We start from the raw sequence: 26,466 nt of genomic DNA on the forward strand, positions 1-26,466 counted from the left end.
GGCCTCCTTTACAGGTCCCGTGCGGCCAGCACAGTGCCCCGGCATTCGCCGAAACCGATGCGCCGGGCCTGGGGCGCCTCGCATGCAGCGCGCAGAATGACGGCATCACCGTCCTGCAAAAAAGTGCGCGTCTCGCCATTGGGCAGGGGCAGCGGACGCTTGCCGCCTTGTGTCAGCTCCAGCAGGGAGCCACCTTGTTCCGGAGCCGGGCCGGACAGGGTGCCGGTGCCCAGCAGGTCTCCTGCGCGCAAGTTGCAGCCATTGACCGTATGGTGGGCCACCAGTTGCGCAAGTGTCCAGTAGGCATCGCGCATGTTCGACTGCGATAGTCGCACGCCGGTGCTGCCAGCTTCACGCATCGCCGGGGTTTGCAACCAGACTTCCAGCTGTATGTTCAGCGCCCCCTGCAAACGGTTGGCTTCGCTATCGAGGTAGGGCAGTGGTTGCGGGTCGGCGGCGTTCCGCACAAATGCCGTACGGAATGGAGCCAGCGCCTCCAGGGTCACCAGCCAGGGGGAGACGGTAGTGGCGAAGCTCTTGGCCAGAAACGGACCCAAAGGCTGGTACTCCCAGGTCTGCACATCGCGTGCACTCCAGTCATTGAGCAGTGTGACGCCGAAGATCGCATTTTCGGCATCTGCCATCGAAACAGGAGTGCCCTGCGCGTTGCCCGTTCCAATCCAGGCTCCCAGCTCCAATTCATAGTCCAGCCTAGCGCTGGGGCCGAAATCGGGCACGGTAGCGCCAGGCTTGAGCGTCTGGCCGCGCGGGCGATGAAACTGCTGGCCGCTGGCACCGATGCTGGAGGCCCGTCCGTGGTAGCCGATGGGCAGCCATTTGTAGTTGGGTAGCAAGGGGTTGTCAGGGCGCAGGAGTTTGCCCACCGTGGTGGCATGGTGGATGCCGGTATAGAAGTCCGTATAGTCGCCTATCTCGCAGGGCAGGCCCAATTCCACCTCGGTCCGTCGCAGCAAGGCCTGGGTCCATACACCTTGCAGAGCCGATCCCTCACGCAGCCCTTCCCACAAGGCAAGACGCAAGGCACGGCGCCGTGGCACGGGCTCGGCCATCAGGCGATGCATGTCGTTGTGGTCTACAAGCCCGGTTGCGTGCAGATCCAGAACCCGGTCGCCGATGGCCACGCCGATTCGCCACGGCTCCGTCAAGTCGTGGCGAAAACGACCGAAGGGCAGGTTCTGGACGGGGAAGTCGGTGTCTGGCGCATTGGCCGATTCGACCCAGCTCCGCGTCCCAGGTGCGTGCGTGGCATCCAATGCACTCATGCTGGGGCTCCGAACTCATTGGCATGCAAAAAGGCGGCGTGCCTGGGCGCGCGCTTGGTCACGCTCCATTCTTCCAGCATGGCCCACTTCACCTGATCCATCTGTGCCAGCTTGGCCTGTTCGTCGGGGTCGGGGCAGGACAACTCCAGGCGGTGGCCATTGGGATCAAAGAAGTAGATGCTGTGAAAAATGCCGTGGTCCGTCACACCCAGTACATCGACGCCCTGTTCCTCCAGGTGCGCCTTGAACTGCAGCAGCTCTTCGCGGTCCTTCACCTTGAAGGCAATGTGCTGCACCCAGGCCGGCGTATTGGGGTCACGGCCCATAGGCGGCTGGGTGGGCAGTTCAAAGAATGCCAGCACATTGCCCTGCCCTGCATCCAGAAAGACATGCATGTAGGGGTCGGGCGCCTTGGTGCTGGGCACAAGGTCTTCGGCGATGGCAAGCACAAAGTCCATGTGCAGCATCTTCTGGTACCAGAGGACCGTCTCCTTGGCGTCTTTGCAGCGGTAGGCGACGTGGTGGATGCGTTCTATTTTCATGCGACCTCCAAAGCGCCGCGGCGCACCTGATCGCGTTCCAGCGATTCAAACAAGGCTTTGAAATTGCCTTCGCCAAAGCCTTCGTCTCCCTGGCGCTGGATGAATTCAAAGAACACCGGCCCGAGCTGGGGTTGCGAGAAGATCTGCAGCAACAGGCGCGGTTTGCCGCCTTCCGTCGAGCCGTCCAGCAAAATGCCGCGCGTCTGCAGTTGCGCCACCGGCTGACCGTGGCCAGGCAGGCGGCCATCCAGCATTTCGTAGTACACGTCATTGGGCGCGGTCATCAGCGGCACACCGGCCATGGCGAGCTTGTCTACGGTGCTGACCAGGTCGTCGCAGATCAGGGCGATGTGCTGGATCCCTTCTCCGTTGAATTGCATCAGGTACTCTTCGATCTGACCACCGCCCTGGCGCGCTTCTTCGTTCAAGGGGATGCGAATTTTTCCGTCCGGGGCGGTCATGGCCTTGGAAGTCAGTCCGGTGTATTCGCCCTTGATGTCGAAATAGCGGAGCTCACGGAAATTGAACAGCCGCTCATAGAAGTCTGCCCAGAAGGCCATGCGGCCGCGGTAGACGTTATGCGTCAGGTGGTCAATCAACTTCAGGCCATGGCCTTGTGGATGGCGGTCCACGCCTTCGATGAATTCAAAGTCGATGTCGTAGATGGATTTGCCGTCCTCATAGCGATCTATCAGGTACAGGGGCGCACCGCCAATGCCCTTGATGGCGGGCAGGTTGAGCTCCATCGGGCCGGGACGCAATTCCACCGGCTGGGCACCCAGCTCCAGGGCGCGGTTGTACGCATGGTGTGAATCCTTGACGCGGAACGCCATGCCGCAGGCGCTGGGTCCGTGTTCGGCAGCGAAGTAGCCGGCCACAGATTTGGGCTCGCGGTTGACAATGAAGTTGATATCGCCTTGCCGATACAGCACGACGTTCTTGGAGCGATGCCTGGCCACCAGCTGAAAACCCATGCGCTCAAAAACCGGCTCGATCACACCAGCCAGCGGGGAGGCGAACTCCACAAATTCAAAGCCCATCAGGCCCATGGGGTTCTCGAACAAATCAGTCGTTTTCGTGGTCATGGCAAGCTCCTCGGGAGTAGTGTTAGATATAGGCAAATTGTGGCCAAAGCGGAATGCAAACGGTATGCATGTTTTCTGTCAATTGCGACGTTTGTGCATAATTCGTGCATGAATATCAAAAGTACAGACGATTCATTGCTTGATAGCTTTGACATCAGCCTTTTTGCTGCATTGCAGCGAGACGCGTACGCCACCCACCAGCAGATCGGCGAGCGGGTGCATTTGTCCGCATCCCAGGTGAGCCGACGGGTGCAGCGCTTGCAGGCAGGAGGCTTCATCCGCCGCTATGTGGCGCTGCTGGAACCCAAAGTGTTGGGCCTGGGTGTGCGGGCGATGAGCTATGTCACGCTGACCCGCCACGGGGGTGACGAAGGCATTGCCTTCGAGAAAGAGATTGGCACCATTGCCGAAGTGCTGGAGTGCTACTCGGTGGCTGGCGAGTCGGACTACATCCTGCACATCGTGTGTGCGGACCTGGGGCAACTGTCAGAGCAGGTGCTGCGGCGCATTACCCGCATCCAGGGTGTAGGCAGTATCCGCTCAAACATCGTTCTCAACTGCATCAAGAGCAGTACCGAGCTGCCTCTTGATCATTTGAAGCGCTAGCCGCCCATGCCCATCCTGTATTCCTACTTTCGCAGTTCGGCCGCCTACCGTGTGCGCATCGCGCTCAACCTCAAGGGGCTTGCCTTCGACACGATCCCTGTGCATTTGCTCAAGGACGGTGGCATGCAGCACGCGCCGGCCTATGCCGATATCAACCCGTCCCATCTGGTGCCCACGTTGATTGATCAGGGCCTGCCAATGGGCCAGTCATTGGCCATCATGGAATACCTGGACGAGGTGTATCCCGATCCGCCACTGCTGCCTGCAGATGCCGCTGGTCGCGCCAAGGTGCGCGCACTGTCCCAACTGATTGCCTGTGACATCCATCCCTTGAACAATCTGCGCGTGCTGCACTACCTTGAGCATGATTTGGCCGTTGACGCTTCCGCCAGGGCTGCCTGGTACCAGCACTGGGTCACGCTGGGCTTTGAGGCTCTGGAGCGCATGCTGCAAACGCGGCCCCAGGCAAGCATCTTCTGCATCGGTGATGTCCCCGGTATGGCAGAGTGTTGCTTGGTGCCGCAGATGTACAACGCCAGGCGGTTCCAGGTCCCGCTGGATGCCTACCCCCGGCTACGCAGCGTGGAGGCTGCCTGCCAGCAACTGGATGCATTCCAGAGGGCGGCGCCGCACATGCAGCCTGACGCCCAGTAACGCGCCGCGCCGCAAGATGTCAGGGCATCATGCGGCGGCCAGCAGCCCCACCTTGGCGGACGCTGATTCCTTGGATGGATTGGCCGTGCCAAACTGGATATCACCCGTCAACTGGCCACCTTCCTCGATCACCAGTTTGCCGTAACGGATCTTGCCGCTCACGCGTCCGGTGGAATAGACCACCAGTTTTTCGCGCACCGTCAGATCACCGTTGAAGGCGCCGTGAATCTCGGCGTAGTCAATCTCCGCCGAGCCCTTGAATGCGCCGATTGAGGTGATGTGCATGACGCGCGAGTCCATCGTGGCTTCCACCGTGCCTTCAACAATCAATGTGTCGCAGTCGGTGATTTCCACACCCTTGAGCTTGATGTTGGGCCCCACCGTGAGCTTGCTGCCACCCTCCTTGATGGGTGCGCCGGATATGGCCGGTGTGGCCGCACTCTCGATAGGCGCCGCAGGTGCCTGAACGGGTGCTGGCGTCGGTGCCGGGGCTACCGGTGCCGCTCCAGCGGCGACCGGGTGCGAGCCTGCGACGGCGCCGGGTTGGCCCGGGAGCGGACGGGAAGCAAGGGGATCGTTGGGGCGTTTACCAAAGAATGCGGGTTGCAATGCCATCGTGGTACTTTCAGAGATGAAGAGACTGCATGCTAGCCCCGTCATCTCGCAAATGCCCTTGGTCAATTGCAACATCTATGGTTCTTGTGCGACCAAATGTACGTGCCGTCAATGACACCCCACGCGACTACGCTGCGGCCCGGACAAAGTCGATGAACGCGCGCAGCGGTGCCGGTGGAAGCTTTCTACCCGGGTAGTACAAGAACGGCCCCGAAAAACGGGGCCACCAGGCCTCGAGCACGGGCTCCAGTGCACCGCTGTCGAGTTGGGGGCGCAGCCACTCGTCAAACAGGTACACCAGGCCCGTTCCGGCCATTGCTGTTTCAACCAGAAGATCAACTGCTGAGCCGATTTGCACGATGAGCGGACCGGCGGGCGTGATGCGTACCACCTCGCCTTTACGTTCGAACTCCCACGTGGGCATGGCGCCGCTGGCAAAGCGCCCGCGCAGGCAGGCGTGATGCAGCAACTCGCTGGGGTGCTGAGGGCGTCCACACCGATCCAGATAGCCCGGCGATGCGGCCAATGCGAAACGCTGCACGCGGGGCCCGATGGGCACGGCAATCATGTCCTTTTCCAGTCGTTCCTCGTAACGAATGCCTGCGTCGCACCCGACCGCAATCACATCCACAAAGCTGTCGTCCGCGAATACTTCCAGCTGGATGTCGGGGTAGGCTTCGAGAAAGGCGGGAATGATCGCTGGCAAAACCAGCCGTGCAGCACTGACCGCTGCATTGAGCCGCAGTGTGCCCGCCGGCCGATCACGAAAACCATTGACCACGTCGAGTGCGGATTGCACTTCGGTCAACGCGGGTGCAAGCCGCTCAATCAGGCGTTGCCCGGCCTCGGTTGGAACAACGCTGCGCGTCGTGCGATGGAGCAGCCGGACACCGAGTTGGGTTTCCAGACGGCGCACTGCCTCGCTCAGGCCAGAGGCGCTGGTTCCGCTGGCCCGGGCACCCACGCGGAAACCGCCGGCACGCGCAACGGCAAGGAATGCATTCAAATCGCCGAGGTCAGCTTCCATTGTTCAGTAATTCGTACAACCCGTGCGCATTGTGGCGGATTGTCGAACAAAGGGTGGGCACCTACCATTCGCCCACTTCAACCCCACGGGAACCTCGACCATGTCGCACCACGCTTCACACTCCATCTACCCACTCGGCCGCCGCTCGGTCAATCGGCTCGGCTATGGTGCCATGCAGCTCGCGGGCCCCGGTGTCTTCGGTCCGCCCAAAGACCGCGATGCTGCGCTGGCGGTTCTGCGCGAAGCCCTTGCCAGCGGCGTGGACCATATCGACACTTCCGATTTCTATGGACCGCACGTCACCAATCAGATCATCCGCGAGGCATTGCATCCGTACCCTGATCACCTCACCATCGTTACCAAGATCAGCGCGCGCCGCGGTGCCGATGGTGCCTGGCTACCCGCCATGTCAAGCGATGAATTGATACAGGCAGTTCATGACAATCTGCGCAATCTGGGACTGGACGTGTTGGATGTCGTGAACCTGCGCAGCATGCTTGGTGTGCATGGTCCTGTCGAAGGCTCGCTGGAGGAGCCGTTGACGGTTCTGGCCGAATTGCAGCAGCAAGGGCTGGTGCGCCACATCGGCCTGAGCAACGTCACGCCCACGCAGGTTGCGCAAGGGCGTTCTATTTGCGAGATCGTGTGCGTGCAAAACATGTACAACCTGGCCCATCGCGATGACGACGGAATGATTGACGACCTGGCTCAGCAAGGCATCGCCTACGTGCCGTTCTTTCCGCTGGGCGGCTTCACACCGCTGCAGTCTTCGGAGCTTTCGGGCGTTGCGCAGCAACTCGGTGCCACACCCATGCAAGTGGCCCTGGCCTGGCTGTTGCAGCGTTCTCCCAACATCCTTCTGATACCCGGCACTTCGTCCGTGGCCCATCTGCGGGAGAACCTGGCCGCGGCGCAGCTGACACTGACTTCAGACACATTGGCGCAGCTGGACACAATCACGCAATAGGTGCCACCGGCCAATTGCGCAACGGGATCAGTTTGTACGGCAGTCTCGCCGCGCACATCCGCCATTTCCTAAGCATCAGCAACTGCCTGAAATTGGCGTCTGTAAGCCGTGGGGGACACACCATAGCGGGCAACAAAATGCTGGCGCAGCGACACCGGTGAACCAAAGCCGGACTCCTCTGCAATGGCCTCCACCGATCGGTCAGACGACTCCAGCAACTGGCTGGCGCGTGCCAGTCGCTGCCAGGTGAGCCATTGCACCAGCGTGGTTCCGGTCGTGCGCTGAAAGTGCCGGGTAAAAGTGCGCCGACTCATGGCCAGGCGTGCGGCCAGCGTATCGATGTCGTGTGCATGGTTCAGCCGCGTCTGCAGCCACTCCAGCAACTCATTCATGCGACCTCCCCGCCCGGTCTGGGGAATCGCCTCTTCAATGAACTGTGACTGGCCCCCGGTGCGATGCGGGGCCACCACCAGACGGCGCGCCACGCGGTTGGCCAGGGTGGCACCGCACCAGGTGCGCAAAAGGTGCAGGCAGCAATCGATGCTGGCTGCCGTACCCGCGGAGGTAACGACGCGGTCTTCATCCACGTAGAGCACACTGGGGTCCAGACGTACCAGCGGATAGCGGCTGGCAAACAGCGAGGCCCAGTGCCAGTGGGTGGTGGCCTTTCTGCCATCCAGCAAGCCAGCTTGCGCCAGCACGAAGGCACCCAGGCAAAGACCCACTACCGTGGCGCCGCGCCGGTGTGCAGCCACCAGAGCACGCAGCAGCGCCCCTGGTGGGCGCTCGTCCACGTCACGCCAACTCGGTATCACCACCACATCCGCATTGCGCAGAGCACCCAGGCCATGTTTGGCATCAATGCGGAATCCGGCGGACGTCGACAGTGGTCCGGACTCGACGGCGCAAACCGCAAAGTCAAACGGTGCAACGCCTATGTCCGAACGGTCTTCGCCGAATACCAGACATGGCACCGACAGATGGAACGGGCTTATCCCATCGAAAGCAACCACGACGATGTGCCGCGGCTTACCCGATGTTTTTCTGGCGGAGAGTGACGAAGTGACAGCCGGTGCGCGACGGGTGGACATGGCCCAATTCTATCGAAGAATGGCATTCGGGCCACTCGTCAAATAGGCGACCAACTTCCAGAATTCCTACTCATCTTCTACACACCGAAAGGAACACACCATGAGCACCACACCCCGCCGCGCACTGATCGTCATCGACGTGCAGAACGAATACATCACCGGCAATCTGAGGATTGAATACCCACCCATTGACATCTCGCTATCCAACATCGGCCACGCCATGGACGTGGCGCATGCAGCCGGTGTTCCCGTCATCGTGGTGCAGAACCGCACAGCGCCCACTGCTCCGCTGTTTGCACATGGGTCGGATGGATGGGCGCTGCACGACGTGGTTGCATCACGACCGCGCGACCACTATGTGGAGAAGACGCTGCCCAGCGCATTCACCGAAACCAATCTGGAAGCCTGGCTGAAGTCAAAGAACATCGACACACTGACGGTCGCGGGCTACATGACACACAACTGTGATGCGTCCACCGTCTTCGACGCGGTGCACCGCGGACTCACGGTGGAATTTCTGGCCGACGCAACCGGCGCAGTGCCCTATCGCAATGAGGCCGGCTACGCCAGCGCCATGGACATCCACCGGGTATTCAGCGTGGTCATGCACTCGCGCTTCGCTGCAGTCGTCACCACACAGACATGGGCAGAAGCTGTTCGTGCAGGCACGGTACTCGCACGCAGCAACATCCACGCCTCCAATCAACAGGCGCTGCAATGGTGAGTTGATGGGCCAGCGCCGACTTCAGCCGGAAAGAACAGCGCAGTCTTGACGTTCAACGCCTCCACCAGAACTCCTTTCATCAGGTAAAGGGCACCCACGTACTTGACCAAGTCATAGGCAATGCCCGGTCCCGGTGTGATGGCCTAGCGGGTGCGCAATGCCGCCGTCCCCGTAGATGCGTACGACCTGCGCAGGGTGTTTGATCAAGGTCTGCAGTGCCTCGAGGGTCTCCCAGTAGTACACATTGGAAATCAGACCCGTGGCCGGGTTCTCCCACGCTTCTTCGCCCAGGTAGCCTGGGATGGATTTCGCAAGCGCGGCAATCTCGGCATCGAGCGCAAAGAACGCATCATCGAACACGCCCTTGGCAAAAATGAAAGTGGCGCTGTACACCGTGCTCAACCGGCTTTGCGCATGGCGTGTGCCATGGCGTTGTTTCCACGTGCCTCCAGCGTGTCGGCTGCACCCAGGCGATCACGCTCCTCCCGGTTCTGGCTGAGCTTGGTCTTGCCCACCAGCGAGCTCAAGGTGATCTCGATTCCCACTACATTGCGCAGCATGGCGTCTATGTACTCTGGCGCGGAGTCGCCCATCTTCCAGGGCTTGGGTTCGGTGGCCTCGTGCCGGCGCGTGAGATGGGCCAGCAGACGTCGCAGAAAGCGCTCGTCGTCGTGAATGGTGAGAGTGCCGTGGGCATGCACCACCTCGTAGTTCCAGGTCGGCACCTGGCGATGGGTCTCATGCTTGCTGGGGTACCAGTTGGGCGAAATGTAGGCCTGCACTCCACGGAACACCACCATCACAGGCGTGCCGGTCGGACAGCGCTGCCACAGGGGATTGGCGCGGGCCACGTGTGCGAGCAAAGCGCCGTGTGCTCCGGTGGCTGCATCCAGCTCAAACGGAATGTGGTCCGCATCCAGACCAGCGTCGCCATGGGTCACCAGCATTCCCAGCGGATTCTCGCGAACGATACGGTGCAGCTCGTCAGATCGGGTTTCGGCAAAGTGGGCAGGGATGTACATCGTGGTGTTGGAGCAGGGGTTGAACGGAATGATCGCAACTGTCGCCTGAAACCGGCACAATGAGAAGAACCAGTTTTTCACAATATTCATGGGCCAGTTGACAAGTCGATCTAGATCCCAACGCGTTGCCAACGGAGCCGGACGCGGCATCTATGCGTTGCTGCGGGCCCAGATCAACGACGGTACCTTGCCAGCGGGCGCCCGCGCACCTTCTACACGCAGCCTTGCGGCCGAACTGGGTGTATCGCGCACGACCGTCACGGCAGCCTACGAGCAGCTTGCAGCCGAGGGCTATCTGGCTACCTCCACGGGTCGGGTGGCCAGAGTCACCAAACGATTCACTGCCTCTGCCGCACCCGCCATGCCGCGCAAACGCCAGGCCCGGCCGAATCCCGCACTGTCTGATTTCGGGCGCCGCCTCAGCGCGATCGGCATGCCCGCGCTACCGCATACCGAGCCACTCCGGTTTGACTTTCTCTACGGGGCAGTGGCCCATCGCGACTTCCCCACGCTGGCATGGCGGCGGGCTTACCAGTCGGAGTTGCTGCAACAGCAGCGCCGCCTGTACTACGTCCCTCCCGAAGGTGATGAGCAGCTACGCCACGCGGTGCAAGGCTATCTGCGGCGGGCCCGGGGCCTGGCCTGCAGCGCCGAGCAGATTCTGATCGTGCATGGCTCGCAGCAGGCCATCGATCTGTGCGCGCGGCTGCTGCTCAATGCCGGCGACATCTTTGTGTTTGAAGATCCCGGCTACCTGATGGCACGCCGCTGTTTCGAGGCCACGGGTGCACGCTGCTGTCCCGTGCCTGTGGATGCACAGGGCATGGATACTGGCCAATTGCCCCACGCGGACGGCGCCCGCCTGGTCTACGCAACACCCTCCCACCAGTTTCCACTGGGAGGCGTGCTGCCGATCGGGCGGCGCCAGGAACTGCTGCAGTGGGCACGGCGCCAGAACGCCTGGATCGTGGAAGACGACTACGACGGCGAGTTCCGCTACGGGCAGCGCCCCATCGACGCGCTGCAGTCCATTGATGGCGATGGCCGTGTGACTTATGTCGGCACATTCTCCAAGGCATTGTCTCCGCAGCTGCGGATCGGCTATGTGGTGCTGCCGGTGGAATTGGTGCCTGTATTCCGGCAGGCCAAGCGCCTGACCGACCGGCATGCGCCCGTGCTGGAGCAGCGGGTGCTGGCTGCATTGATACAGAGCGGTGCGTACGAACGCCATGTGCGACGCATGCGTCGTGAAAACGAGCGCCGCCGCGCTGCCTTGCTGGATGCCGTGGCACAGTACCTTCCCGAGGAAGCGCAAGTAAGGGGCACCGCTGCGGGTCTGCATGTGGTGTTGTGGCTGCCCTTTTTGCGTCCCGGTGACGAGCCGGCTCTGGTGGCTGCGGCGCGCGCGGTGGGTGTGGGTATCTATCCGGTGTCCACACTGTTTGCGAGCCTGGAATCTGCCGCGTACCGGCCCGCCGGTTTCATTCTGGGATATGCCAGTCTGACGGTTGAGCAGATTCAGCAAGGCATGCGCATTCTGGGTGCGTTGCTCGCCACATGGACCCCGGCGCATTGACTATCTTGCGCATGGTCAAGGATTTCTCCCCGGCGAAGCCTATATTTGTGGCGATGCCATTCACTGGCAACATGAAGGAGAAGGACCATGGACTTTGTCATCATTGGCGCCGGCTCGGCTGGCATGCGCGCTGCCGAGACCTTGCGTGAAACCAGTGCCGATGCGCACATCACACTGGTCAGCGGCGAACCGGGTGAGCCCTATGCGCGCATGGCCATCCCCTATATCCTGAGCGGAAACATAGACGACGACGGTGCGCGCCAACGCCGCTCGCACCACCACCTCGAAGGGCTTGGCATTCGCTACCTCCATGCCAAGGCGTTGCAGGTGCACGCCGGGCCGGACGGCGGCCTGGTCGATCTGGACGACGGTTCGCAACTGCGATATGACCGTCTGCTGGTGGCAACCGGCTCATCGCCCAGCTTGCCACCGTTGCCCGGCACCGATCTGCCGGGTGTGGTGTCGTGCTGGACCCTGGAGGATGCGCACAAGATTGCGCCCCGTCTGGTCCCTGGCGCGCGCGTGGTCTTGTTGGGCGCCGGCTTCGTGGCCGGGGTCTGCATGAAGGCGCTGGTGAGCAGGGGCGTGCGGCTATCCGTAGTGGCGGGCCGTTCGGGCCAGATCCTGCGTTCCATGATGACGCCAGTGGGCAGCCGCATGCTGCAGCGCTGGCTGGAGGGTCGCGGTGTGAACGTCATCACCACTGGGCGCACCCTGCGCATAGAACCCGGTCCGCGCCTGATCATGGACACAGGCGCCATTGATGCCGACCTCATCATTCTGGCAACCGGCGTGCATCCGAACGTGTCGTTCCTTGCAAACACCGGCGTGGAAATCCGCAGCGGAATCGTGATTGACCCGCACATGCGCACCTCGGTCCCACACATCTACGCGGCGGGCGACGTGGCCGAAGGGCACGACTTTTCCACCGGTGAATGGGTAGTGCACGCACTGCAGCCCACGGCCACAGAGCATGGACGCATTGCAGCGCTCAACATGGCCGGCAAGGACGTGCCCTACATCGGCAGCCTGGGCATGAATGTGCTGGACTCGGTCGGGCTCGTATCGCACACCTTTGGTCTGTGGCAGGGCGTTGACGGCGGTGAAAGCACCGAAGTGGTCGATGAGGCCAACTTCATCTATACCCGACTGTGCTTCGATGGCGACCAGCTGGTGGGCGCCATCACCATCGGCCATCCGCAGCACGTGGGCGCCATACGCGGGCTGATCCAGTCGCGCCGACACCTGGGGGCATGGAAGGAACGGCTGCTGAAGAATCCGGAACTGGTGATGGACGCGCAGGTGGACCTCAACCGCGGCTAGGGTTTGTGCGCTCTTGACACATGGGAGGCATTGAACGACTGTGCCTGCTCCAAGGCCCACGCCGGAGCAGTCCCCCATGCAAGTCACACCCCATCAGCATATTTCCACCGTGATGCAGGTCGCATCCGAGGCGCATGCAAACGGCAAGCCGCTGGCTTCCCGCCACGAAGACCTGATTCGGGACTCCTGGGTGCGTTGCGTGCACGAGCACGGGCTGGACCCCACACGCATGCAAGAGGCCATCATCGTGCCGCAAGCCCGCTTGCGCGAGCACAAGGAGCAGATGGAGAGTCTTCTGCAAATTGCCCGCCACGGATTGGAGTCGCTCTACAGCAAGGTCTCGGGTCTGGGCTATGTGGTGCTGCTGACCGATGCGCGTGGCATCACCGTGGACTTTCTGGGTGACTTGGTTTTTGAGCCCAGCCTGCGCCGAGCCGGCCTGTACCTGGGAGCGGATTGGAGCGAACACCATGCGGGCACCTGTGGCGTGGGTACCTGCATCAGCACCGGCCGGGCTCTGACGGTGCATCTGGATGACCATTTCGATGCCACCCACATTCCGTTGACTTGCACAACGGCACCCATCTACGACAGCCTGGGCAATCTGAGCGCCGTGCTGGACATCTCCCAGCTCAGCTCTTCGCAGCCCAAGGAGAGCCAGCACCTCGCCCTGCAGCTGGTCACCATGTATGCGCACGACATCGAGAATGCGGCCTTCCTGCAGCGCCATCGGCGCGACTGGATCGTGCGGCTGGCCAGCGCCCCGCAGTTTCTGGAAGTGCAACCCGAATATCTGCTGGCCCTGGATGGGGCGGGGCGCGTCATCGGCCACAACCGCCGTGCACAGTTGGGGCTGCAGGGCGTGAACCACGGCAAGCTGCTGGGGTCACCATGGGAAAGCCTGCTGAACGTTCCGTTTTCCCAAATCGGCCGCTACGTGATGGCGCAACCCATGGACCAGCGCGCAGTTATGTTGCGTGGCGTGCACAGGGCGTTGTTTCTGTCCGTCACTCCGCCACCACCGGTGCCTCTGGTCGTGCGTGACGCTGTTGCCGCACACCTACCGGAGCCGCTGGCATCCCTCTCCCTGGGTGACCTGGCGCTGGACCGGCAGATCAAACGCGCGGCAATGCTGGTGAACTCCCCCATCAGCCTGCTCATCACCGGTGAAACCGGTTCGGGCAAGGAGTACTTTGCCAAGGCCATTCATGCCAGCAGCGTGCGCAAGCAGCGGCCCTTTGTGGCGGTGAACTGTGCGGCCATCCCCGAGGCGCTGATCGAGAGCGAGCTGTTTGGCCACATGCCCGGCAGCTTTTCCGGAGCCAGTGCCAAGGGCAAGCGCGGGCTGGTGCAGGAAGCCGACGGAGGCACCCTGTTCCTGGATGAGATAGGCGACATGCCCCTGGCGCTGCAGGCACGCCTGCTGCGCGTGTTGTCCGAGCGCGAGGTTCTTCCGGTGGGCGCACTCAAGCCCATCCCCATCAACATCCGCGTCATTGCCGCCACGCATGCGCCCCTGGAAGCGCTGGTGCGCTCAGGCAAGTTCCGTGACGACCTGTACTACCGCCTCAATGGTGCCCACTTCAGTCTGCCGCCGCTGCGCGAGCGGGCGGACCGTGGTGCGCTGATTGGCCATATGTTGTCAGGCCGCACACTCACTGCGGCAGCGCTGGCACAACTGATGGCACATACATGGCCGGGCAATCTGCGGGAGCTTCGCAATGTGCTGGACTACGCCAGCAGCATGCGCGCGCACGGCGACATCGACACCGACGACTTGCCGCAACTGCGTGAAGCATCCGCCGTGCAGGCCGTGGCGCAGCCCCGTCCAGCCCCACGCTGCGATGCCGACGAGCAGCTGCTACAGGCTCTGCGCGCCGCGCATTGGAACGTAAGTGCCCTGGCGCGCGAGCTGGGGCTGTCGCGCATGACGCTGTACCGGCGCATGAAGCGTGCAGGCATCGTGCCGAACAACCGCGAATAGCGGTGCAACAGGGTGACAACTGTCACCTGCCTGGCTGTTACACCTGTCACAGTGTGACAGCACCCCCTGCGTTCTGAGTCCATACAAATCAAGCACTTAGGCGCCGGACCGTTCTGGCACGGATATTGACTTGTATCAGTTGAGTCAGCCCATTTCGAGGCTGGCCATCCACAGGAGACAAGTTCAATGACAACCCCCTCGCAAAGGGCCAGCACCTGGTTGGCCGATTTTGGTGCCGCGCTTGGCAAGCGTGATCTGGAAGCGGCGCTCGCACTGTTTGATGACGACTGCTATTGGCGCGACCTGGTCAGCTTCACCTGGAACATCTGTACCCAGGAAGGCAAGCCCGCGGTGCGCGACATGCTCGCTGCACGGCTGGCCGATGTGGCTCCAGGCAGCTTCACGCTGGAAGGCGAAGCGACCGAAGCCGGTGGCGTGATCGACGCCTGGTTCACCTTCGAGACACGTCTTTCGCGTGGACGCGGCCATTTGCGGCTCAAGGACGGTAAGGCCTGGACCCTGCTCACCACTATGGTGGAACTCAAGGGCTTCGAGGAAAAGACCGGCACCCGCCGCATCAAGGGCGCAGAGCACGGAGTGCACAAGAACCGCAAAACCTGGATGGAGCTGCGCAATGAGGAGCAGGCCAAGCTGGGTTACAGCGAGCAGCCCTATGTGGTCATCGTGGGGGGCGGTCAGGGCGGCATCATTCTGGCTGCGCGCCTGCGTCGTCTGGGCGTGCCCACGCTGGTCATCGAGAAGAATGCGCGTCCCGGCGACAGCTGGCGCAACCGCTACAAGAGCTTGTGCCTGCATGACCCGGTGTGGTACGACCACCTGCCCTACATTCCTTTCCCGGACGACTGGCCGGTGTTCGCACCCAAGGACAAGGTGGGCGATTGGCTGGAGATGTATGCCAAGGTCATGGAGCTCAACTACTGGGGCTCCACTACTGCCAAGAGTGCGCACTTTGACGAGGCCAAGGGCGAGTGGGTGGTGGAGGTGGACCGCGCCGGTGAACAGGTGACGCTGCGGCCCAAGCAACTGGTGTTTGCGCTGGGTGTTTCCGGCTATGCCAACGTGCCCAAGATTGCAGGTGCCGACACCTTTGAAGGCGAGCAGCACCACTCCAGCAAGCACCCCGGCCCGGAAAAATACAAGGGCAAGAAAGTGGTGGTGCTGGGCTCCAACAACTCGGCCCACGACATCTGCGCAGCCCTGTGGGAGAACGGCGTGGACGTCACCATGGTCCAGCGCAGCAGCACCCACATTGCGCCCTCGCAGGCGCTCATGGAGCTGGCATTGGGCGGGCTCTACAGCGAAGAGGCTGTCAAGAACGGCATAGACCACCACAAGGCCGACCTGATCTTTGCCAGCGTGCCCTACAAGATCATGCACACCTTCCACATCCCGGTGTACGAGGAGATGAAGAAGCGCGAGGCCGATCTCTATGGCCGACTGGAGAAGGCGGGCTTCATGCTGGACTTTGGTGATGACGGCTCTGGCCTGTTCATGAAGTACCTGCGCCGCGGTTCGGGCTACTATATCGACGTGGGCGCGTCCGAGCTGGTGGCCAATGGCAGCATCAAGCTCAAGAGCCGGGTAAACATCGAGCGCATCAACCCCAAGTCAGTACTGCTCACCGACGGCACCGAGCTGCCCGCGGATCTGATCGTGTACGCCACCGGATTTGGCTCCATGAACCAGTTCCTGGCCGACATCGTCTCACCCGATGTGGCCAACCGCGTCGGCAAGGTATGGGGCCTGGGCTCCAGCACCACCAAGGACCCTGGACCATGGGAAGGCGAGCTTCGCAACATGTGGAAGCCCACCAACCAGCCGCAGCTCTGGATTCATGGCGGCAATCTGCACCAGAGCCGGCATTACTCGCAGTTCCTGTCCCTGCAACTCAAGGCCCGCTTTGAGGGCCTGGATACGCCGGTGTATCGGCAGGCTGCGGTGCATCACCTGCGCTAGCGCTTCACTTGAAGGCGACGGGCTTGCCAGCGTTGTCCTTGATGTCGCCCCAGGACTTCTGAATGGCGGCCACCACGGTGGCCGGCATCGGGACGTAATCCAGATCCGAGGCCGCCTTGCCGCCATTGGCGTAGGCCCAGTTGAAGAACTTCAGCACCTCGGCTGCGTTGGCGGGCTTGTCCTGCTTTTCGTGCATCAGGATGAAGGTGGCTCCGCTGATGGGCCAGGCTTCCTTGCCTGGCTCATTGGTGAGGATCTGGTAGAACGACTTGCTCCAATCGGCGCCGGCAGCGGCCGCCTTGAAGGCTGCCTCGTCGGGATGGACGAAATTGCCCGACGCGTTCTGCAGGATGGCGTAGTTCATCTTGTTCTGCTTCACGTAGGAATATTCCACATAACCAATCGAATTGGGAATGCGGTTGACGAAGGCCGAAACGCCTTCGTTGCCCTTGCCGCCAGCACCAATGGGCCAGTTCACTGCCGTGCCTTCACCCACCTTGCTCTTCCATTCGGGGCTGACCTTGCTCAGGTAGTTGGTGAAGATGAAGGTGGTGCCGGAGCCGTCGGCGCGACGCACCTGCGCAATGTCCGTGTCAGGCAGTGCCAGTGTGGGATTCAAGGCCTTGATAGCAGGGTCGTTCCACTTGGCTACCTTGCCCAGGAAGATGTCCGCCAGCACAGGGCCGGTGAGCTTCATCTGGCCGGGCTCAATCCCCTTGATGTTGATGACGGGCACCACCCCACCCATGACCGTGGGAAACTGCAGCTGGCCTTTCGACTTGAGGACGTCGTCCGTCAGGGGCATGTCGGAGGCGCCGAAGTCCACGGTCTTGGAGTCAATCTGCTTGATGCCACCACCCGAGCCGATGGACTGGTAATTGACCTTTACGCCGGTGGCCTTGTTGTAGTCGGAGGCCCATTTGGCATAGACCGGTGCAGGAAAGCTGGCGCCTGCGCCTGTGACTTCCTGCGCGAATGCATGACCACCAGCGCAAAGGGTCGACAGCGACGCGGCGAGGACCGATATTTTTTTGAATGTGAGATTCATGAGAACACCTGAGTAAAGGGAACCCGAAGGTAGTTTTTATGTATGTCAATTCAGTGACAACGGCGGCGCATTAAGTTCTGCTTAAGTAACCTGCGTCAAAGCATCCCAAAAAATGGCAGGTGTCGGGTGATAAATATCAATCGACGTCACCAGATCGGCAGGGACACTCGTGTCACACCTTTAAGGGGATTGACATGAAACTGCTAACAGATCTGTTCACCACCGACTACGGAATCATGAGCATCAGCGGCATTGGCTTCATGCTGGGGATGGCGGTTTTCTTCCTCTGGTACTTCAAGCACAAGGTGAACGAAGCCGCCCGCAACAACGAAAAATAGCGGGTCGTGCAATCAGTCAGTCGACAAGCCGGCGAGGTTGATGATGCGGTAGGTACGGCCCTGCTTGTCCAGTGGTTCCAGAACTTTGTTGCGCACAAGCTGACTGACTTCCCTGCTGACGGTTTCCATCTTCAAATCGACCATCGCCCCGATGTCTTCCCGACTGAAGAGCGTGACGAGCTGCATGTCGGTGGGGCTTCGCATTTTCAGAATGAAATTGACAACGCGCTGGCGGGCAGTGCCGTAATTCAGGTCTGCCAACCAGTCCTCCGCTTCCTTTTGATTGTGGGACCACTTGCGCATCAGACTCTGATGCAGGCGCGGCGACTGCACAGCCAGCGACTGGATGATTTCCAGCGGTATTCGACAGACGGATACAGCGGTCAAGGCGACAACGCTTGTGTCGATCTTGCCGTGCACCAGCGCTTCCAGACCGATGACATCCCCCTGGCGCATTACCCGCACGATGCGTTCGCGGCCGTCGCTGGTCGTTCGCACCAGCTTGAACATTCCTGACCTCACGGTAAAGAGACCTGGCGCGCGGTCTCCTTCCTGCAGCAGCACCGAATCCAACGCATATTCCAGATCATCAATCGGGGCGTGAATCTTCGAGAAATCGGATTCATCCAAATCTGCAAACAGGACCATCTCCCTGATTGCACAGTTGCGGCAGTCCGATGTTCCTCGCCAGGCAGATGCGGTTTTGATGGGAATCACAAATAGACCTTCTTTGACTAACGGAATGGCGGGCGCGCCGATTCCCTGGTCCAGATGCTATCGACTTCCGATCAGATGGGTTTGATCTTCAACAGGTTGCCGCGCATGGCGGTCTGCTACTTCAGGCTCAAGAGCCACGTCAGGACATCGGCCTTTTCTTCGGGGGTGCATTCCCGCCCGATCACATCGTTGCAATTTCTGCGGAACCATTTTTCCGTCTTGGTGACATCGGTAAAGCGGCTTGGATTCGCTGCCGGTGCCATGGGCTGGATCACCTTGCCGGTCTTGACGTGCTTGCCCAGACCCGTGGGATCCGCCGTGTGGCAACTGGAGCATGACCATTCCCGTCCGTGCTTGGACACAAAGAAGTCATGCCCACTGCCGGGATTCGGCCGGATGCCCGAAAGCCTCACCAGCGTATCTACTTGCTTTGCCGGCGTTGTGTCTTCGGCATGCAGGTGCTGACTGAGCAGAATCAGGAATGCTGCAGTGAAAAGTCCTATGGTTGCGTTCATTCTGGCTCCAGAGAATGGGCCAGTCTACGTTGCCAAGAATTAAGTCAAACTTAATCTCGCCGACGCTCAATCGCCGCTACGCAAGCTACGTCTTTACGTTGCCTCCGAGTGAAAAAATGTAAAGAGCGAACAGGAGGCAATACCACTGAATTAGACTCGTGCGCCACTTCCGTACAGCTGCCTTTTGTATGCGAATTTTTATTGCTCTGAGTCTTCTGGGTCTGATTGCGTTTGACGCGCTGGCACAGTCGTCCGATCCGCCGTCGGCATTTCTGTTGAAGGAGATGCAGGAGGACCGGACAGAAGTGCGCATGGTCACTTCGCAGTTCGCACCCAACACCGCGAGTCCCTGGCATATCCACCCTGCGGCCGTGGCTATCTATGTTGAAACGGGAACCGGTGTCTGGGAGATTGAAGGAAAGCCACCGAAGACCGTCTCGGCCGGGCAGGGTTTGTTGGAGCCTGCGAACCGGAGGTCCCGAGTGATGAACAAACATGCCACACAGGTACTCAAGCTGATAAGCTTTCAGGTCTCCGATCCGGCTCGACCTTTTTCCATTCAATACAAATAGTTCGGCATCTACCCATGACCGCGCCGTGAACCTTCTCCACCTCCTTGGCGTGCGCTATCGAACTTTTTGGGGTGAAAGGCTGTATCGATTTTCCTGGCTGGCAATGATCGTGTGGGCTGTATTGGCCGGGTTGATAGGCGCCTTGGCAACGCAAGCCTTTCGTCTGTCGCTGTACTGGGGAGACAGGGCTTTGCTTGGGCAGGGCGGCAGCATGGTTGCGCTGGCGCACAGTCTGAGCCCGGCGGCGCGCTTGTGTGTACCTGCATTGGGCGGTCTGGTTGCTGGGCTGCTGCTGCAATGGATCAACCGCTTCAAGGAAAAGAACAGCATCAGCGACTACATGGAGGCCAGCACGATGGGAGACGGAAGCATCCCCGTGCGCCTGACTGTGGGGCGCAGTCTTTCATCGGTGGTGAGCATTGTCAGTGGTGGCTCGATTGGACGCGAGGGCTCCATGGTGCAACTGGCGGCCATGTGTGCTTCGTCCCTGGGCAAAGGGCTGCGCATGCCTGCCGACAAATTGCGCCTGCTGGTCGCCTGTGGAGCCGCAGCCGGTATTACGGCGGCCTACAACGCGCCTTTTGCAAGCGTCTTCTTCATTGCGGAAATCGTGCTGGGCTCCATTGCGCTGGATAGCCTGGGGCCGATCATCGTGGCGGCTGTGGTGGCCAACATCACCATGCGCGAATTCCCCGGCTATCAACCACCCTATGCCATCCCGAGCTTCCCCAGCATCCAGGGACCCGACGTGCTGCTGTTTGCATTGCTGGGTGTTCTTGCGGGGCTGGGGGCTGCGGTATTTTTGAGGGGGTTGGAAAGAAGCCGGAAACTCTTTGCCAGTCTTCCCGTGGCATTGCCCTTGCGCATGTGTCTTGGCGGACTGGTGGTTGGTCTTGTCTCCTGGTTCATCCCGGAGGTATGGGGCAACGGTTACAGCGTCGTCAACAGCGCGTTGCATTCCCAATGGAGCTGGACGCTGCTCTTTCTGCTGTTGGCCAGCAAGGCACTCGCCACCTTTGCCACGGTGGGTTCGGGTGCTGTCGGTGGGGTCTTTACTCCCGCCCTGTTCTTCGGCTGCATGCTGGGTGAGATCTATGGTCTGGGCGTGCAATCGCTTTGGCCCCAACTGGCATCCGCGCCGTTTGCCTACGGAATCGTGGGGATGGGAGCCTTTCTGGCAGGCTCCACGCAAGCGCCGCTGATGGCCATCCTCATGCTGTTTGAAATGACCTTGAGTTACCAGGTGATGCTGCCTTTGATGGTGGGGTGCGTGATGGCCTACTTCGTGGCGCGAGTGACCAATGCAGGCTCTATGTACGACATCACACTCCGGCGGCTGGTGCAGAGCGAGGAACGCCAGCGTTTGCGAAAGCTGCTGGTTCAGGACCTCATTCAGCCAGCCGAGACCGTAGTGGGCCAGGACGCGGATCTGGACAGCATGGCCCACCTGTTTGCGGCACATCCGGTGAAGTACCTTTATGTGGTTGACCCCCAGGGCGTGTACCAAGGCGTGGTGCCTTTGAGGAATCTGAATTCGGCGACGGCAGATCACAACCTGAGGGGCAACCGGGCCATCGACCTGCTCACCCATGAAATCCAGCCCCTCACCAGCGATATGGGTTTGAGTACCGCGTTTCGGCGCTTCATGGCGCATCAGGGTGAGCGACTGCCGGTCATTCAATCCACGGAAGAACCCCGACTCGTGGGTGTGGTGAAGAAGAGTGCCTTGCTCGACACCTATGCACGACTAAGCATTTAGTGCACGGACGTCCGTTGCATTGAGCTTGAAGGTCGCAACCACTGCTACCAATTCCTGCGCCTGGCTTTTCAGACTGCTCGCGGCCGCAGCCATCTGCTCCACCAATGCCGCGTTCTGCTGGGTCACCTGATCCATGCTTTGCACCGCCTCACCGATTTGGGATACGCCAGATGCCTGCTCGCTGCTTGCCGCGCTGATTTCTCCCATGATGTCGGTGACCCGGCGGATGCTGCCCACAACCTCGGTCATCGTACTGCCGGCCTTGTCCACCAGTGCCGTTCCTTGCTCGACGCGCTCGACACTGGCATTGATCAGGGACTTGATCTCCTTGGCAGCTTCCGCACTGCGCCCCGCGAGGGAGCGAACCTCACTGGCCACCACCGCAAAACCGCGTCCCTGCTCACCGGCACGGGCCGCCTCCACCGCAGCATTCAACGCAAGAATGTTGGTCTGGAAGGCGATGCCATCAATCACGCTGATGATGTCGCTGATCTTGCGACTGGAGTCAACGATGCCCTTCATGGTTTCCACAACCTGCCCCACCACCTCACCACCTTGCGTGGCAACAGCCGCAGCGTTTGCCGCGAGTTGATTGGCCTGGCGCGCAGCATCAGCGTTCTGCTTCACCGTGGAATTGAGTTCTTCCATGCTTGCCGCAGTCTCTTCGAGTGCGCTGGCCTGCTGCTCAGTACGCGACGACAGGTCGTTGTTGCCTTGCGCAATTTCCGAGCTGGCGGTTGCAACACCTTCGGAGCCGTTTCGCACCGACATTACAAGCTGTGCCAGGGATGTGTTCATTTTCCCGAGGGTACCCAACAAGGTGCCGAACTCGTCGCCCCGCTGCGTCGAAATAACAGCACTCAGGTCTCCGTGGGCAATGCGTACTGCGTAGTCATTTGCCTGAGCCAGGGGTTCCTGGATAGAACCGACCAGCCACCTGATTCCAAAAAATATGACCACAATGATCACCGCCAAGGCGATCAAGATCCCAAGCGTATTGTTGGCGCGCTGCTCTTCCGTTTGCGCAAGGATGTGCTCCATGTGTTGCTCCTGCAACTTCACGAAATCCTTTTGCGCGCCAATGTAGAGGGCCATATTGGGCAGGTATTCGGACTGCATGACCTTGATTGCCTCGTCTCCATTCCCGTCGGTCTTGAATTGAAGCGCCTTGACTCTCGAGGCAATGACGGTTTTGCGCAAGTCCGATATCTTCTGCATCTGCGCCTTGTCCGCATCGTCCAACGGCATGGACTCGATCTTTTTCTGAAGCTCGGAAATCCTGGCGACCGTACTGTTTACAGAATCCTTGAACGCTGCGGAGATGGCAGGCTCATTGCTGATCATCATCGCCTGGTTGCGAAAGGAGTTGCCCTCGGTCAAATTCGACCACTGGGTTGAAATCCTGATCATTTCTGCGGAGTTGTTTGCCGCTTCGCGGCCTTCTGCCAATATCCTTGCGCTTCGGGCTGTCCCCGCAAGCGCCACGGTCAGAATGGCGAGGACGACAACCGTCATGAACAGCCACAATTTTGTGGCGACTTTCATTGAAGCGAGATTCATTTTGTCCCCTTGTTGTGCCCGACGCGCCAATGCACGGCGGGTATTTAGAGGGACATTTTGCAGCATCTCCAGTAAGGAGTGCTTATCAGATCAGCGCGGTGTGTTGTATGTCAACCTGTCTGCTGCATCGATGCTGCCTGCGTCGTCCAATTCGATGGCCACCTGGGTGCAGACCGCGCGGCACAGCATGGCAACGCGCTCACTTTGCAGCTTGTAGTAAATCTGTACGCCTTCGCGGCGTTTGGACAGCACACCCTTGCGATGCAGGGTTGCCAGATGCTGGGACATATTGGGTTGCGTGGTGTCTATCAGTTCCAGCAGTTCGGAAACATTCTTTTCCTTTTCGCAGACGGCGCTGATGATCTTGAGTCGCATGGGCGTGGACAAGAGGGCAAACAGCTCCGCTGCTGATTCAAAGACGCGGTCTTGATTGATCGACTCATCCATAAGGTATCCGATAGAAGTAAATACGCCACTCGCATTTTAGGCACTCAGGCCCACGATGCTGACGCCAGTGAGAGAACGTCTTCCTGTGACATCTCACCCGGAATCGTCTGCTTCAGTATGCCCCGTTCTGAAACCAGGCACGTCAAAGGGATGATGCGCCGCTGTGTGAACTGCCCACGGAAACTGCTGTCGGCCAGCGCCACCGGGAAATGGAACTGATGGCTTTGCATGTAGTTGCCAAGCTTTGATCTGTCCGTTTCCGTGGCAACACCCAAAACACGCAAATTCCTGCCCAGGGTCTGCTGGTACAGCTTTTCAATGTGGGCGTTGTGACGCTGGCAAAAGGGGCACCAGGTGGCCCAGAAGACCAGAACTGCCGGCGTTCCAACCCAGGTCGAGGGTTGAAGCACGCCGCCATCCAGCAAGGGAAGTGTTGGCCAGTCGATAGTGGCACTGCCCCCATCGGCCATGGCCAGCCCGGGCGTCCAGGCGATGGACATACCGCGCAAGATGTCCCTGCGCGACAGACGAGCTGATGGTCCGTGCTGATCGGTCATGGCTCCGTCTGTTGCTCCATCAACAGATAGGTGTTGTAGGCGTTCATGTGGTTGGCGACCCGAAACAGTGGCATTTTTTCAAACGCGGACCAGTCGGCCCTGGCATAGGCGTCTTCAAATGGCTCCAGATTTCTCGCAGCCTCGCCCATGGTCTTTCGCAGATACAGCAGATAGTCCCGCGTCATGGTCATGTCGGCCATGGGTTCGGAAGACGAGGGGCCGTGGCCGGGGATGACCAGTTTGGGTTGGTACTGCATCATCCGGTTGAGAGACGCAATCCACAGACGGCTGTCGGCCTGGCCAACGTAGGGAATGCGCCCGCGAAAAAACAGGTCCCCGGAAAACAGCACGCCGAGCTGGGGCACATAGACCACCACGTCTTCTACCGTATGCGCCGGTCCCACATGGCCGATGACGAAGTCAAAGGAGCCTACGCGCAAGCGCGTTTCCTTTTCTTCGAGCCAGCGGTCGGCGGGTACCAATCTGGTCTTGTCATCGATCCAGGGAAACAGCTCCACCCGGCTGGCTTCCAGTCTCTTTTGCGCGGTGTCGGAGTTCAGGTATTCGCGGGCCTCTGTGTGCGCCAGCACTGTGGCGCCTGCGTCCTTGAACGCCTGCAAGCCATAAATGTGGTCGGCATGGTAGTGGGTGGCGATGACATAGCGCACCGGCTGCGGTGTGATGCGCCGTATTTCGGCCAACAGCTCCTTGGCAAGGGCTGGCGAGCCCAGCGCATCGACCACCACTACACCATCGTCCGTGACCACAAAGCCCGCATTGGATATGAAGTTGCGGTTGGCAACACTGCCCAGCGCGGCCTGACCCTGGACAAACCAGACACGGTCTGCCAGTTGCACCGCCTTGAGCGGCGCCTCATCGGCGTGGGCGCCCCAGAACCAGCACACACAGATGAGAACCCACAGGAGTTTTGCTTTGGCCATGGTTATTTGATTGCAAGCGATTCGGCAGCGGGATGCTGATCCATCAGCCTGTCCGTGAGCGCACCGGCAAGCCACATGCCCGTGAGTGTCACAAACGAGGTCAGACTGAAGACCGATGTGCCCGACAGGCCTGCGCCGACGGCACAGCCACCGGCGAGCATGCCACCGAAGCCCATGCACATCGCACCCAGCAGGTAGCGGCGCATGCCCGCACCGCCTTGAAAACCTTCGAGCTTGAGCTCCCCCGACAGTGCTGCCGCAACAAAGGCACCCAGAAACACGCCGGGCACCAGTGCCAGGTCAAAGGTGGCAGGCTTGTCGGTGATGAACAGCACGCGAGACAGTACTTCGGCAGACGGGCCGGTAAAGCTGAGTGACTGGATGGGATGCGGGTCAAATGAAACCCGCGATATGGCATAAGTGGCCCACCAGGCGGCGGCAATCGTCAGCCCAACCCCTATGGCTCCCGCCCAGGCCCAGGTGGCCACAGACTGGCGCCGGGCCCACACGACCGCCGCAGCCAGCCACACCAGCCCGAAGCACAGCGCACCTAAATGGCCAATGCCACTCATGGCCAGCAGGTCGCGGGAGACACCACCGTCCACCGTCCACCATGCCGATATGACCTCGCGCACGGGAGACAACACACCGGTCCAGGCGGCTTGTGCCGCCACTGCAAATACCAGACCGGAAACCAATGAGCGCAGATTGCCTTGTGCGGCCAGCACCAGCAGCCGGCTGGAGCAGCCACGCGCCAGCGTCATGCCCATGCCGAACAATGCACCGCCCACGGCTGCCCCCGACAGGCTGCCTCGCGCTGAAATTTGCCGCGACTCGCTGGCATCAAACAGACCCAGAAGCGCCAGAGTTTGCGTGGCCAATACGGCGGTGGAAAACGCAAACAACCAGACCGTGAGCTTGCCACCGGTGAGGTTGCGTGCGAATTCAATGACGGCGGAACGCAGGCAGAAACGGGAGCGTTGCGCCAGGAAGCCAAACGCCGCACCCACCACCATGCCGAGCAGTGCCAGCGAATGGTTTTCGCCCAGGTACTCGACGGCACTTTCAATGAGCGAAGGTGGCATGCAGGATTCTCAGCAACGAGGCGTCAGGGTTTGATGTAGGCGTAGCCCTGCTGCTGCAACTTGACAAGGCGCACCACGCCAGAGGGCGTGAAGTCCACCTCCTGGATGAACTGGTCTTGCTTCAGGTTGCGGGTCTTTAGTGTGATTTCACAGACCTCAAAGGTAACTCCGCGGCTCTTCAGCGCAGAGACCGGGCCTGCATACAGGCTGCCGTTCTTGTCCTTGGCACCTTCCATCAGGAAATCGACACCGTTGGCATGGGTCACCACGATGATCTTGGCCGTTGGATCGGTGTCCAGATGGTTGCGGATATTGCGCAGACCTGCCAGCGCCTGGGAGTCCGCATCGCTGATGTGGTAGACCACCTTGTCCTGGCACCAGGCCAGGCCGCTGGTCAGGAGTGCAAGAGCGATGGCAAACAGTCTGAGTAGTTTCATGGAATGCACCTTGT

General features: G+C 60.5%; 28 protein-coding genes. 11 read left to right on the top strand and 17 right to left on the bottom strand.

Going from position 1 to position 26,466, the window contains the following annotated elements:
- Positions 1-8 precede the first annotated feature (8 nt).
- Genes fahA through hppD form a run of 3 tightly spaced genes read right to left on the bottom strand, consistent with a single transcriptional unit; the run spans position 9 to position 2,910 of the window.
- Positions 9-1,283: a fumarylacetoacetase gene (fahA, locus tag AAGF34_RS07500; RefSeq protein ID WP_342619989.1), complete on the bottom strand. Its 1,275-nt coding sequence runs from the start codon at positions 1,281-1,283 to the stop codon at positions 9-11.
- Positions 1,280-1,825, bottom strand: coding sequence for a VOC family protein (locus tag AAGF34_RS07505; protein WP_342619990.1), 546 nt, complete (start codon positions 1,823-1,825; stop codon positions 1,280-1,282). Before AAGF34_RS07505 ends, fahA begins: the two co-directional genes overlap by 4 nt.
- On the bottom strand, positions 1,822-2,910 hold the full coding sequence (gene hppD, locus AAGF34_RS07510; RefSeq protein WP_342619991.1) for a 4-hydroxyphenylpyruvate dioxygenase: 1,089 nt from the start codon (positions 2,908-2,910) through the stop codon (positions 1,822-1,824). The genes AAGF34_RS07505 and hppD overlap by 4 nt, the downstream gene beginning before the upstream one ends.
- Positions 2,911-3,018: 108 nt before the next feature.
- On the opposite strand from hppD, the gene AAGF34_RS07515 reads away from it, so the two are divergent.
- Together AAGF34_RS07515 and maiA are read left to right on the top strand one after the other, a co-directional pair.
- A complete protein-coding gene (locus AAGF34_RS07515) occupies positions 3,019-3,516 on the top strand; it encodes an Lrp/AsnC family transcriptional regulator (protein ID WP_342619992.1) in 498 nt (165 codons plus the stop codon).
- Between the two features lie 6 nt (positions 3,517-3,522).
- The gene (gene maiA / locus AAGF34_RS07520) at positions 3,523-4,170 is read left to right on the top strand and encodes a maleylacetoacetate isomerase (protein WP_342619993.1); all 648 of its coding nucleotides are present in this window, start codon (positions 3,523-3,525) and stop codon (positions 4,168-4,170) included.
- 27 nt (positions 4,171-4,197) lie between these two features.
- Here the strand turns inward: maiA and AAGF34_RS07525 are convergent, their stop codons facing one another.
- Together AAGF34_RS07525 and AAGF34_RS07530 are read right to left on the bottom strand one after the other, a co-directional pair.
- Positions 4,198-4,785: a polymer-forming cytoskeletal protein gene (locus tag AAGF34_RS07525; protein WP_342619994.1), complete on the bottom strand. Its 588-nt coding sequence runs from the start codon at positions 4,783-4,785 to the stop codon at positions 4,198-4,200.
- A 127-nt stretch (positions 4,786-4,912) separates the two neighbouring features.
- On the bottom strand, positions 4,913-5,812 hold the full coding sequence (locus AAGF34_RS07530; protein ID WP_342619995.1) for a LysR family transcriptional regulator: 900 nt from the start codon (positions 5,810-5,812) through the stop codon (positions 4,913-4,915).
- A 100-nt stretch (positions 5,813-5,912) separates the two neighbouring features.
- Here AAGF34_RS07530 and AAGF34_RS07535 point away from each other — a divergent pair, with 100 nt between their 5' ends.
- Positions 5,913-6,779, top strand: coding sequence for an aldo/keto reductase family oxidoreductase (locus AAGF34_RS07535; RefSeq protein WP_342619996.1), 867 nt, complete (start codon positions 5,913-5,915; stop codon positions 6,777-6,779).
- A gap of 68 nt (positions 6,780-6,847) precedes the next feature.
- Here AAGF34_RS07535 and AAGF34_RS07540 read toward each other — a convergent pair whose 3' ends face one another.
- On the bottom strand, positions 6,848-7,870 hold the full coding sequence (locus tag AAGF34_RS07540; protein WP_342619997.1) for a helix-turn-helix domain-containing protein: 1,023 nt from the start codon (positions 7,868-7,870) through the stop codon (positions 6,848-6,850).
- A gap of 100 nt (positions 7,871-7,970) precedes the next feature.
- Here AAGF34_RS07540 and AAGF34_RS07545 point away from each other — a divergent pair, with 100 nt between their 5' ends.
- Positions 7,971-8,594: a cysteine hydrolase family protein gene (locus tag AAGF34_RS07545; RefSeq protein WP_342619998.1), complete on the top strand. Its 624-nt coding sequence runs from the start codon at positions 7,971-7,973 to the stop codon at positions 8,592-8,594.
- A gap of 111 nt (positions 8,595-8,705) precedes the next feature.
- On the opposite strand, the gene AAGF34_RS07550 is transcribed toward AAGF34_RS07545, so the two are convergent.
- Complete coding sequence (locus tag AAGF34_RS07550) at positions 8,706-8,987, bottom strand: antibiotic biosynthesis monooxygenase (protein ID WP_342619999.1); 282 nt, start codon at positions 8,985-8,987, stop codon at positions 8,706-8,708.
- Positions 8,988-8,992: 5 nt separating this feature from the next.
- Positions 8,993-9,616, bottom strand: coding sequence for an FMN-binding negative transcriptional regulator (locus tag AAGF34_RS07555; RefSeq protein WP_342620000.1), 624 nt, complete (start codon positions 9,614-9,616; stop codon positions 8,993-8,995).
- A gap of 88 nt (positions 9,617-9,704) precedes the next feature.
- Between AAGF34_RS07555 and AAGF34_RS07560 the strand changes: the two genes are divergently transcribed.
- The 4 genes from AAGF34_RS07560 to AAGF34_RS07575 all read left to right on the top strand — a co-directional run bounded on the left by AAGF34_RS07560 (position 9,705) and on the right by AAGF34_RS07575 (position 16,476).
- The gene (locus AAGF34_RS07560; RefSeq protein WP_342620001.1) at positions 9,705-11,192 is read left to right on the top strand and encodes a PLP-dependent aminotransferase family protein; all 1,488 of its coding nucleotides are present in this window, start codon (positions 9,705-9,707) and stop codon (positions 11,190-11,192) included.
- Positions 11,193-11,279: 87 nt separating this feature from the next.
- On the top strand, positions 11,280-12,515 hold the full coding sequence (locus AAGF34_RS07565) for an FAD-dependent oxidoreductase (protein WP_342620002.1): 1,236 nt from the start codon (positions 11,280-11,282) through the stop codon (positions 12,513-12,515).
- A gap of 76 nt (positions 12,516-12,591) precedes the next feature.
- Positions 12,592-14,499: a sigma-54-dependent Fis family transcriptional regulator gene (locus AAGF34_RS07570; protein WP_342620003.1), complete on the top strand. Its 1,908-nt coding sequence runs from the start codon at positions 12,592-12,594 to the stop codon at positions 14,497-14,499.
- A 186-nt stretch (positions 14,500-14,685) separates the two neighbouring features.
- Positions 14,686-16,476, top strand: coding sequence for an NAD(P)/FAD-dependent oxidoreductase (locus tag AAGF34_RS07575; protein ID WP_342620004.1), 1,791 nt, complete (start codon positions 14,686-14,688; stop codon positions 16,474-16,476).
- A 4-nt stretch (positions 16,477-16,480) separates the two neighbouring features.
- Here AAGF34_RS07575 and pstS read toward each other — a convergent pair whose 3' ends face one another.
- Positions 16,481-17,524 carry a phosphate ABC transporter substrate-binding protein PstS gene (gene pstS / locus AAGF34_RS07580; protein WP_342620005.1) on the bottom strand — a complete coding sequence of 348 codons (1,044 nt, stop codon included), beginning with the start codon at positions 17,522-17,524 and terminating at the stop codon, positions 16,481-16,483.
- 194 nt (positions 17,525-17,718) lie between these two features.
- On the opposite strand from pstS, the gene AAGF34_RS07585 reads away from it, so the two are divergent.
- Positions 17,719-17,862 carry a DUF3149 domain-containing protein gene (locus AAGF34_RS07585; protein WP_342620006.1) on the top strand — a complete coding sequence of 48 codons (144 nt, stop codon included), beginning with the start codon at positions 17,719-17,721 and terminating at the stop codon, positions 17,860-17,862.
- A 12-nt stretch (positions 17,863-17,874) separates the two neighbouring features.
- On the opposite strand, the gene AAGF34_RS07590 is transcribed toward AAGF34_RS07585, so the two are convergent.
- Together AAGF34_RS07590 and AAGF34_RS07595 are read right to left on the bottom strand one after the other, a co-directional pair.
- Positions 17,875-18,579 carry a Crp/Fnr family transcriptional regulator gene (locus AAGF34_RS07590; protein ID WP_342620007.1) on the bottom strand — a complete coding sequence of 235 codons (705 nt, stop codon included), beginning with the start codon at positions 18,577-18,579 and terminating at the stop codon, positions 17,875-17,877.
- 116 nt (positions 18,580-18,695) lie between these two features.
- Positions 18,696-19,094 carry a DUF1924 domain-containing protein gene (locus tag AAGF34_RS07595; protein WP_342620008.1) on the bottom strand — a complete coding sequence of 133 codons (399 nt, stop codon included), beginning with the start codon at positions 19,092-19,094 and terminating at the stop codon, positions 18,696-18,698.
- 188 nt (positions 19,095-19,282) lie between these two features.
- Between AAGF34_RS07595 and AAGF34_RS07600 the strand changes: the two genes are divergently transcribed.
- Positions 19,283-19,666, top strand: a complete 384-nt coding sequence (locus AAGF34_RS07600; protein WP_342620009.1) for a cupin domain-containing protein — start codon at positions 19,283-19,285, stop codon at positions 19,664-19,666.
- 103 nt (positions 19,667-19,769) lie between these two features.
- Positions 19,770-21,425, top strand: a complete 1,656-nt coding sequence (locus tag AAGF34_RS07605; protein ID WP_342620010.1) for a ClcB-like voltage-gated chloride channel protein — start codon at positions 19,770-19,772, stop codon at positions 21,423-21,425.
- On the opposite strand, the gene AAGF34_RS07610 is transcribed toward AAGF34_RS07605, so the two are convergent.
- From AAGF34_RS07610 to AAGF34_RS07635, 6 genes are all read right to left on the bottom strand, one after another.
- A complete protein-coding gene (locus tag AAGF34_RS07610; protein WP_342620011.1) occupies positions 21,414-22,985 on the bottom strand; it encodes a methyl-accepting chemotaxis protein in 1,572 nt (523 codons plus the stop codon). The two genes, AAGF34_RS07605 and AAGF34_RS07610, sit on opposite strands and share 12 nt — an antisense overlap.
- A gap of 90 nt (positions 22,986-23,075) precedes the next feature.
- Positions 23,076-23,432, bottom strand: coding sequence for a metalloregulator ArsR/SmtB family transcription factor (locus AAGF34_RS07615; protein ID WP_342620012.1), 357 nt, complete (start codon positions 23,430-23,432; stop codon positions 23,076-23,078).
- A gap of 44 nt (positions 23,433-23,476) precedes the next feature.
- Positions 23,477-23,989, bottom strand: a complete 513-nt coding sequence (locus tag AAGF34_RS07620; RefSeq protein WP_342620013.1) for a TlpA disulfide reductase family protein — start codon at positions 23,987-23,989, stop codon at positions 23,477-23,479.
- Entirely contained in the window at positions 23,986-24,930 is a 945-nt protein-coding gene (locus tag AAGF34_RS07625; protein ID WP_342620014.1) for an MBL fold metallo-hydrolase, read from the bottom strand. Before AAGF34_RS07625 ends, AAGF34_RS07620 begins: the two co-directional genes overlap by 4 nt.
- 2 nt (positions 24,931-24,932) lie before the next feature.
- Positions 24,933-26,015, bottom strand: coding sequence for a YeeE/YedE family protein (locus AAGF34_RS07630; protein WP_342620015.1), 1,083 nt, complete (start codon positions 26,013-26,015; stop codon positions 24,933-24,935).
- Positions 26,016-26,038: 23 nt separating this feature from the next.
- Complete coding sequence (locus AAGF34_RS07635) at positions 26,039-26,452, bottom strand: DsrE family protein (RefSeq protein ID WP_342620016.1); 414 nt, start codon at positions 26,450-26,452, stop codon at positions 26,039-26,041.
- Between the last annotated feature and the right edge of the window lie 14 nt (positions 26,453-26,466).

This window comes from Rhodoferax sp. GW822-FHT02A01 (genome assembly GCF_038784515.1).
In the GTDB taxonomy this organism is placed as follows: Bacteria; Pseudomonadota; Gammaproteobacteria; order Burkholderiales; family Burkholderiaceae_C; genus Allorhodoferax.

Excerpts from the sequence above, each read along its gene's own strand:
- fahA (WP_342619989.1), bottom strand. The coding sequence starts at position 1,283 with ATGAGTGCATTGGATGCCACGCACGCACCTGGGACGCGGAGCTGGGTC.
- AAGF34_RS07505 (WP_342619990.1), bottom strand. The coding sequence starts at position 1,825 with ATGAAAATAGAACGCATCCACCACGTCGCCTACCGCTGCAAAGACGCC.
- hppD (WP_342619991.1), bottom strand. The coding sequence starts at position 2,910 with ATGACCACGAAAACGACTGATTTGTTCGAGAACCCCATGGGCCTGATG.
- AAGF34_RS07515 (WP_342619992.1), top strand. The coding sequence starts at position 3,019 with ATGAATATCAAAAGTACAGACGATTCATTGCTTGATAGCTTTGACATC.
- maiA (WP_342619993.1), top strand. The coding sequence starts at position 3,523 with ATGCCCATCCTGTATTCCTACTTTCGCAGTTCGGCCGCCTACCGTGTG.
- AAGF34_RS07525 (WP_342619994.1), bottom strand. The coding sequence starts at position 4,785 with ATGGCATTGCAACCCGCATTCTTTGGTAAACGCCCCAACGATCCCCTT.
- AAGF34_RS07530 (WP_342619995.1), bottom strand. The coding sequence starts at position 5,812 with ATGGAAGCTGACCTCGGCGATTTGAATGCATTCCTTGCCGTTGCGCGT.
- AAGF34_RS07535 (WP_342619996.1), top strand. The coding sequence starts at position 5,913 with ATGTCGCACCACGCTTCACACTCCATCTACCCACTCGGCCGCCGCTCG.
- AAGF34_RS07540 (WP_342619997.1), bottom strand. The coding sequence starts at position 7,870 with ATGTCCACCCGTCGCGCACCGGCTGTCACTTCGTCACTCTCCGCCAGA.
- AAGF34_RS07545 (WP_342619998.1), top strand. The coding sequence starts at position 7,971 with ATGAGCACCACACCCCGCCGCGCACTGATCGTCATCGACGTGCAGAAC.
- AAGF34_RS07555 (WP_342620000.1), bottom strand. The coding sequence starts at position 9,616 with ATGTACATCCCTGCCCACTTTGCCGAAACCCGATCTGACGAGCTGCAC.
- AAGF34_RS07560 (WP_342620001.1), top strand. The coding sequence starts at position 9,705 with ATGGGCCAGTTGACAAGTCGATCTAGATCCCAACGCGTTGCCAACGGA.
- AAGF34_RS07565 (WP_342620002.1), top strand. The coding sequence starts at position 11,280 with ATGGACTTTGTCATCATTGGCGCCGGCTCGGCTGGCATGCGCGCTGCC.
- AAGF34_RS07570 (WP_342620003.1), top strand. The coding sequence starts at position 12,592 with ATGCAAGTCACACCCCATCAGCATATTTCCACCGTGATGCAGGTCGCA.
- AAGF34_RS07575 (WP_342620004.1), top strand. The coding sequence starts at position 14,686 with ATGACAACCCCCTCGCAAAGGGCCAGCACCTGGTTGGCCGATTTTGGT.
- pstS (WP_342620005.1), bottom strand. The coding sequence starts at position 17,524 with ATGAATCTCACATTCAAAAAAATATCGGTCCTCGCCGCGTCGCTGTCG.
- AAGF34_RS07585 (WP_342620006.1), top strand. The coding sequence starts at position 17,719 with ATGAAACTGCTAACAGATCTGTTCACCACCGACTACGGAATCATGAGC.
- AAGF34_RS07595 (WP_342620008.1), bottom strand. The coding sequence starts at position 19,094 with ATGAACGCAACCATAGGACTTTTCACTGCAGCATTCCTGATTCTGCTC.
- AAGF34_RS07600 (WP_342620009.1), top strand. The coding sequence starts at position 19,283 with ATGCGAATTTTTATTGCTCTGAGTCTTCTGGGTCTGATTGCGTTTGAC.
- AAGF34_RS07605 (WP_342620010.1), top strand. The coding sequence starts at position 19,770 with ATGATCGTGTGGGCTGTATTGGCCGGGTTGATAGGCGCCTTGGCAACG.
- AAGF34_RS07610 (WP_342620011.1), bottom strand. The coding sequence starts at position 22,985 with ATGAATCTCGCTTCAATGAAAGTCGCCACAAAATTGTGGCTGTTCATG.
- AAGF34_RS07615 (WP_342620012.1), bottom strand. The coding sequence starts at position 23,432 with ATGGATGAGTCGATCAATCAAGACCGCGTCTTTGAATCAGCAGCGGAG.
- AAGF34_RS07620 (WP_342620013.1), bottom strand. The coding sequence starts at position 23,989 with ATGACCGATCAGCACGGACCATCAGCTCGTCTGTCGCGCAGGGACATC.
- AAGF34_RS07625 (WP_342620014.1), bottom strand. The coding sequence starts at position 24,930 with ATGGCCAAAGCAAAACTCCTGTGGGTTCTCATCTGTGTGTGCTGGTTC.
- AAGF34_RS07630 (WP_342620015.1), bottom strand. The coding sequence starts at position 26,015 with ATGCCACCTTCGCTCATTGAAAGTGCCGTCGAGTACCTGGGCGAAAAC.
- AAGF34_RS07635 (WP_342620016.1), bottom strand. The coding sequence starts at position 26,452 with ATGAAACTACTCAGACTGTTTGCCATCGCTCTTGCACTCCTGACCAGC.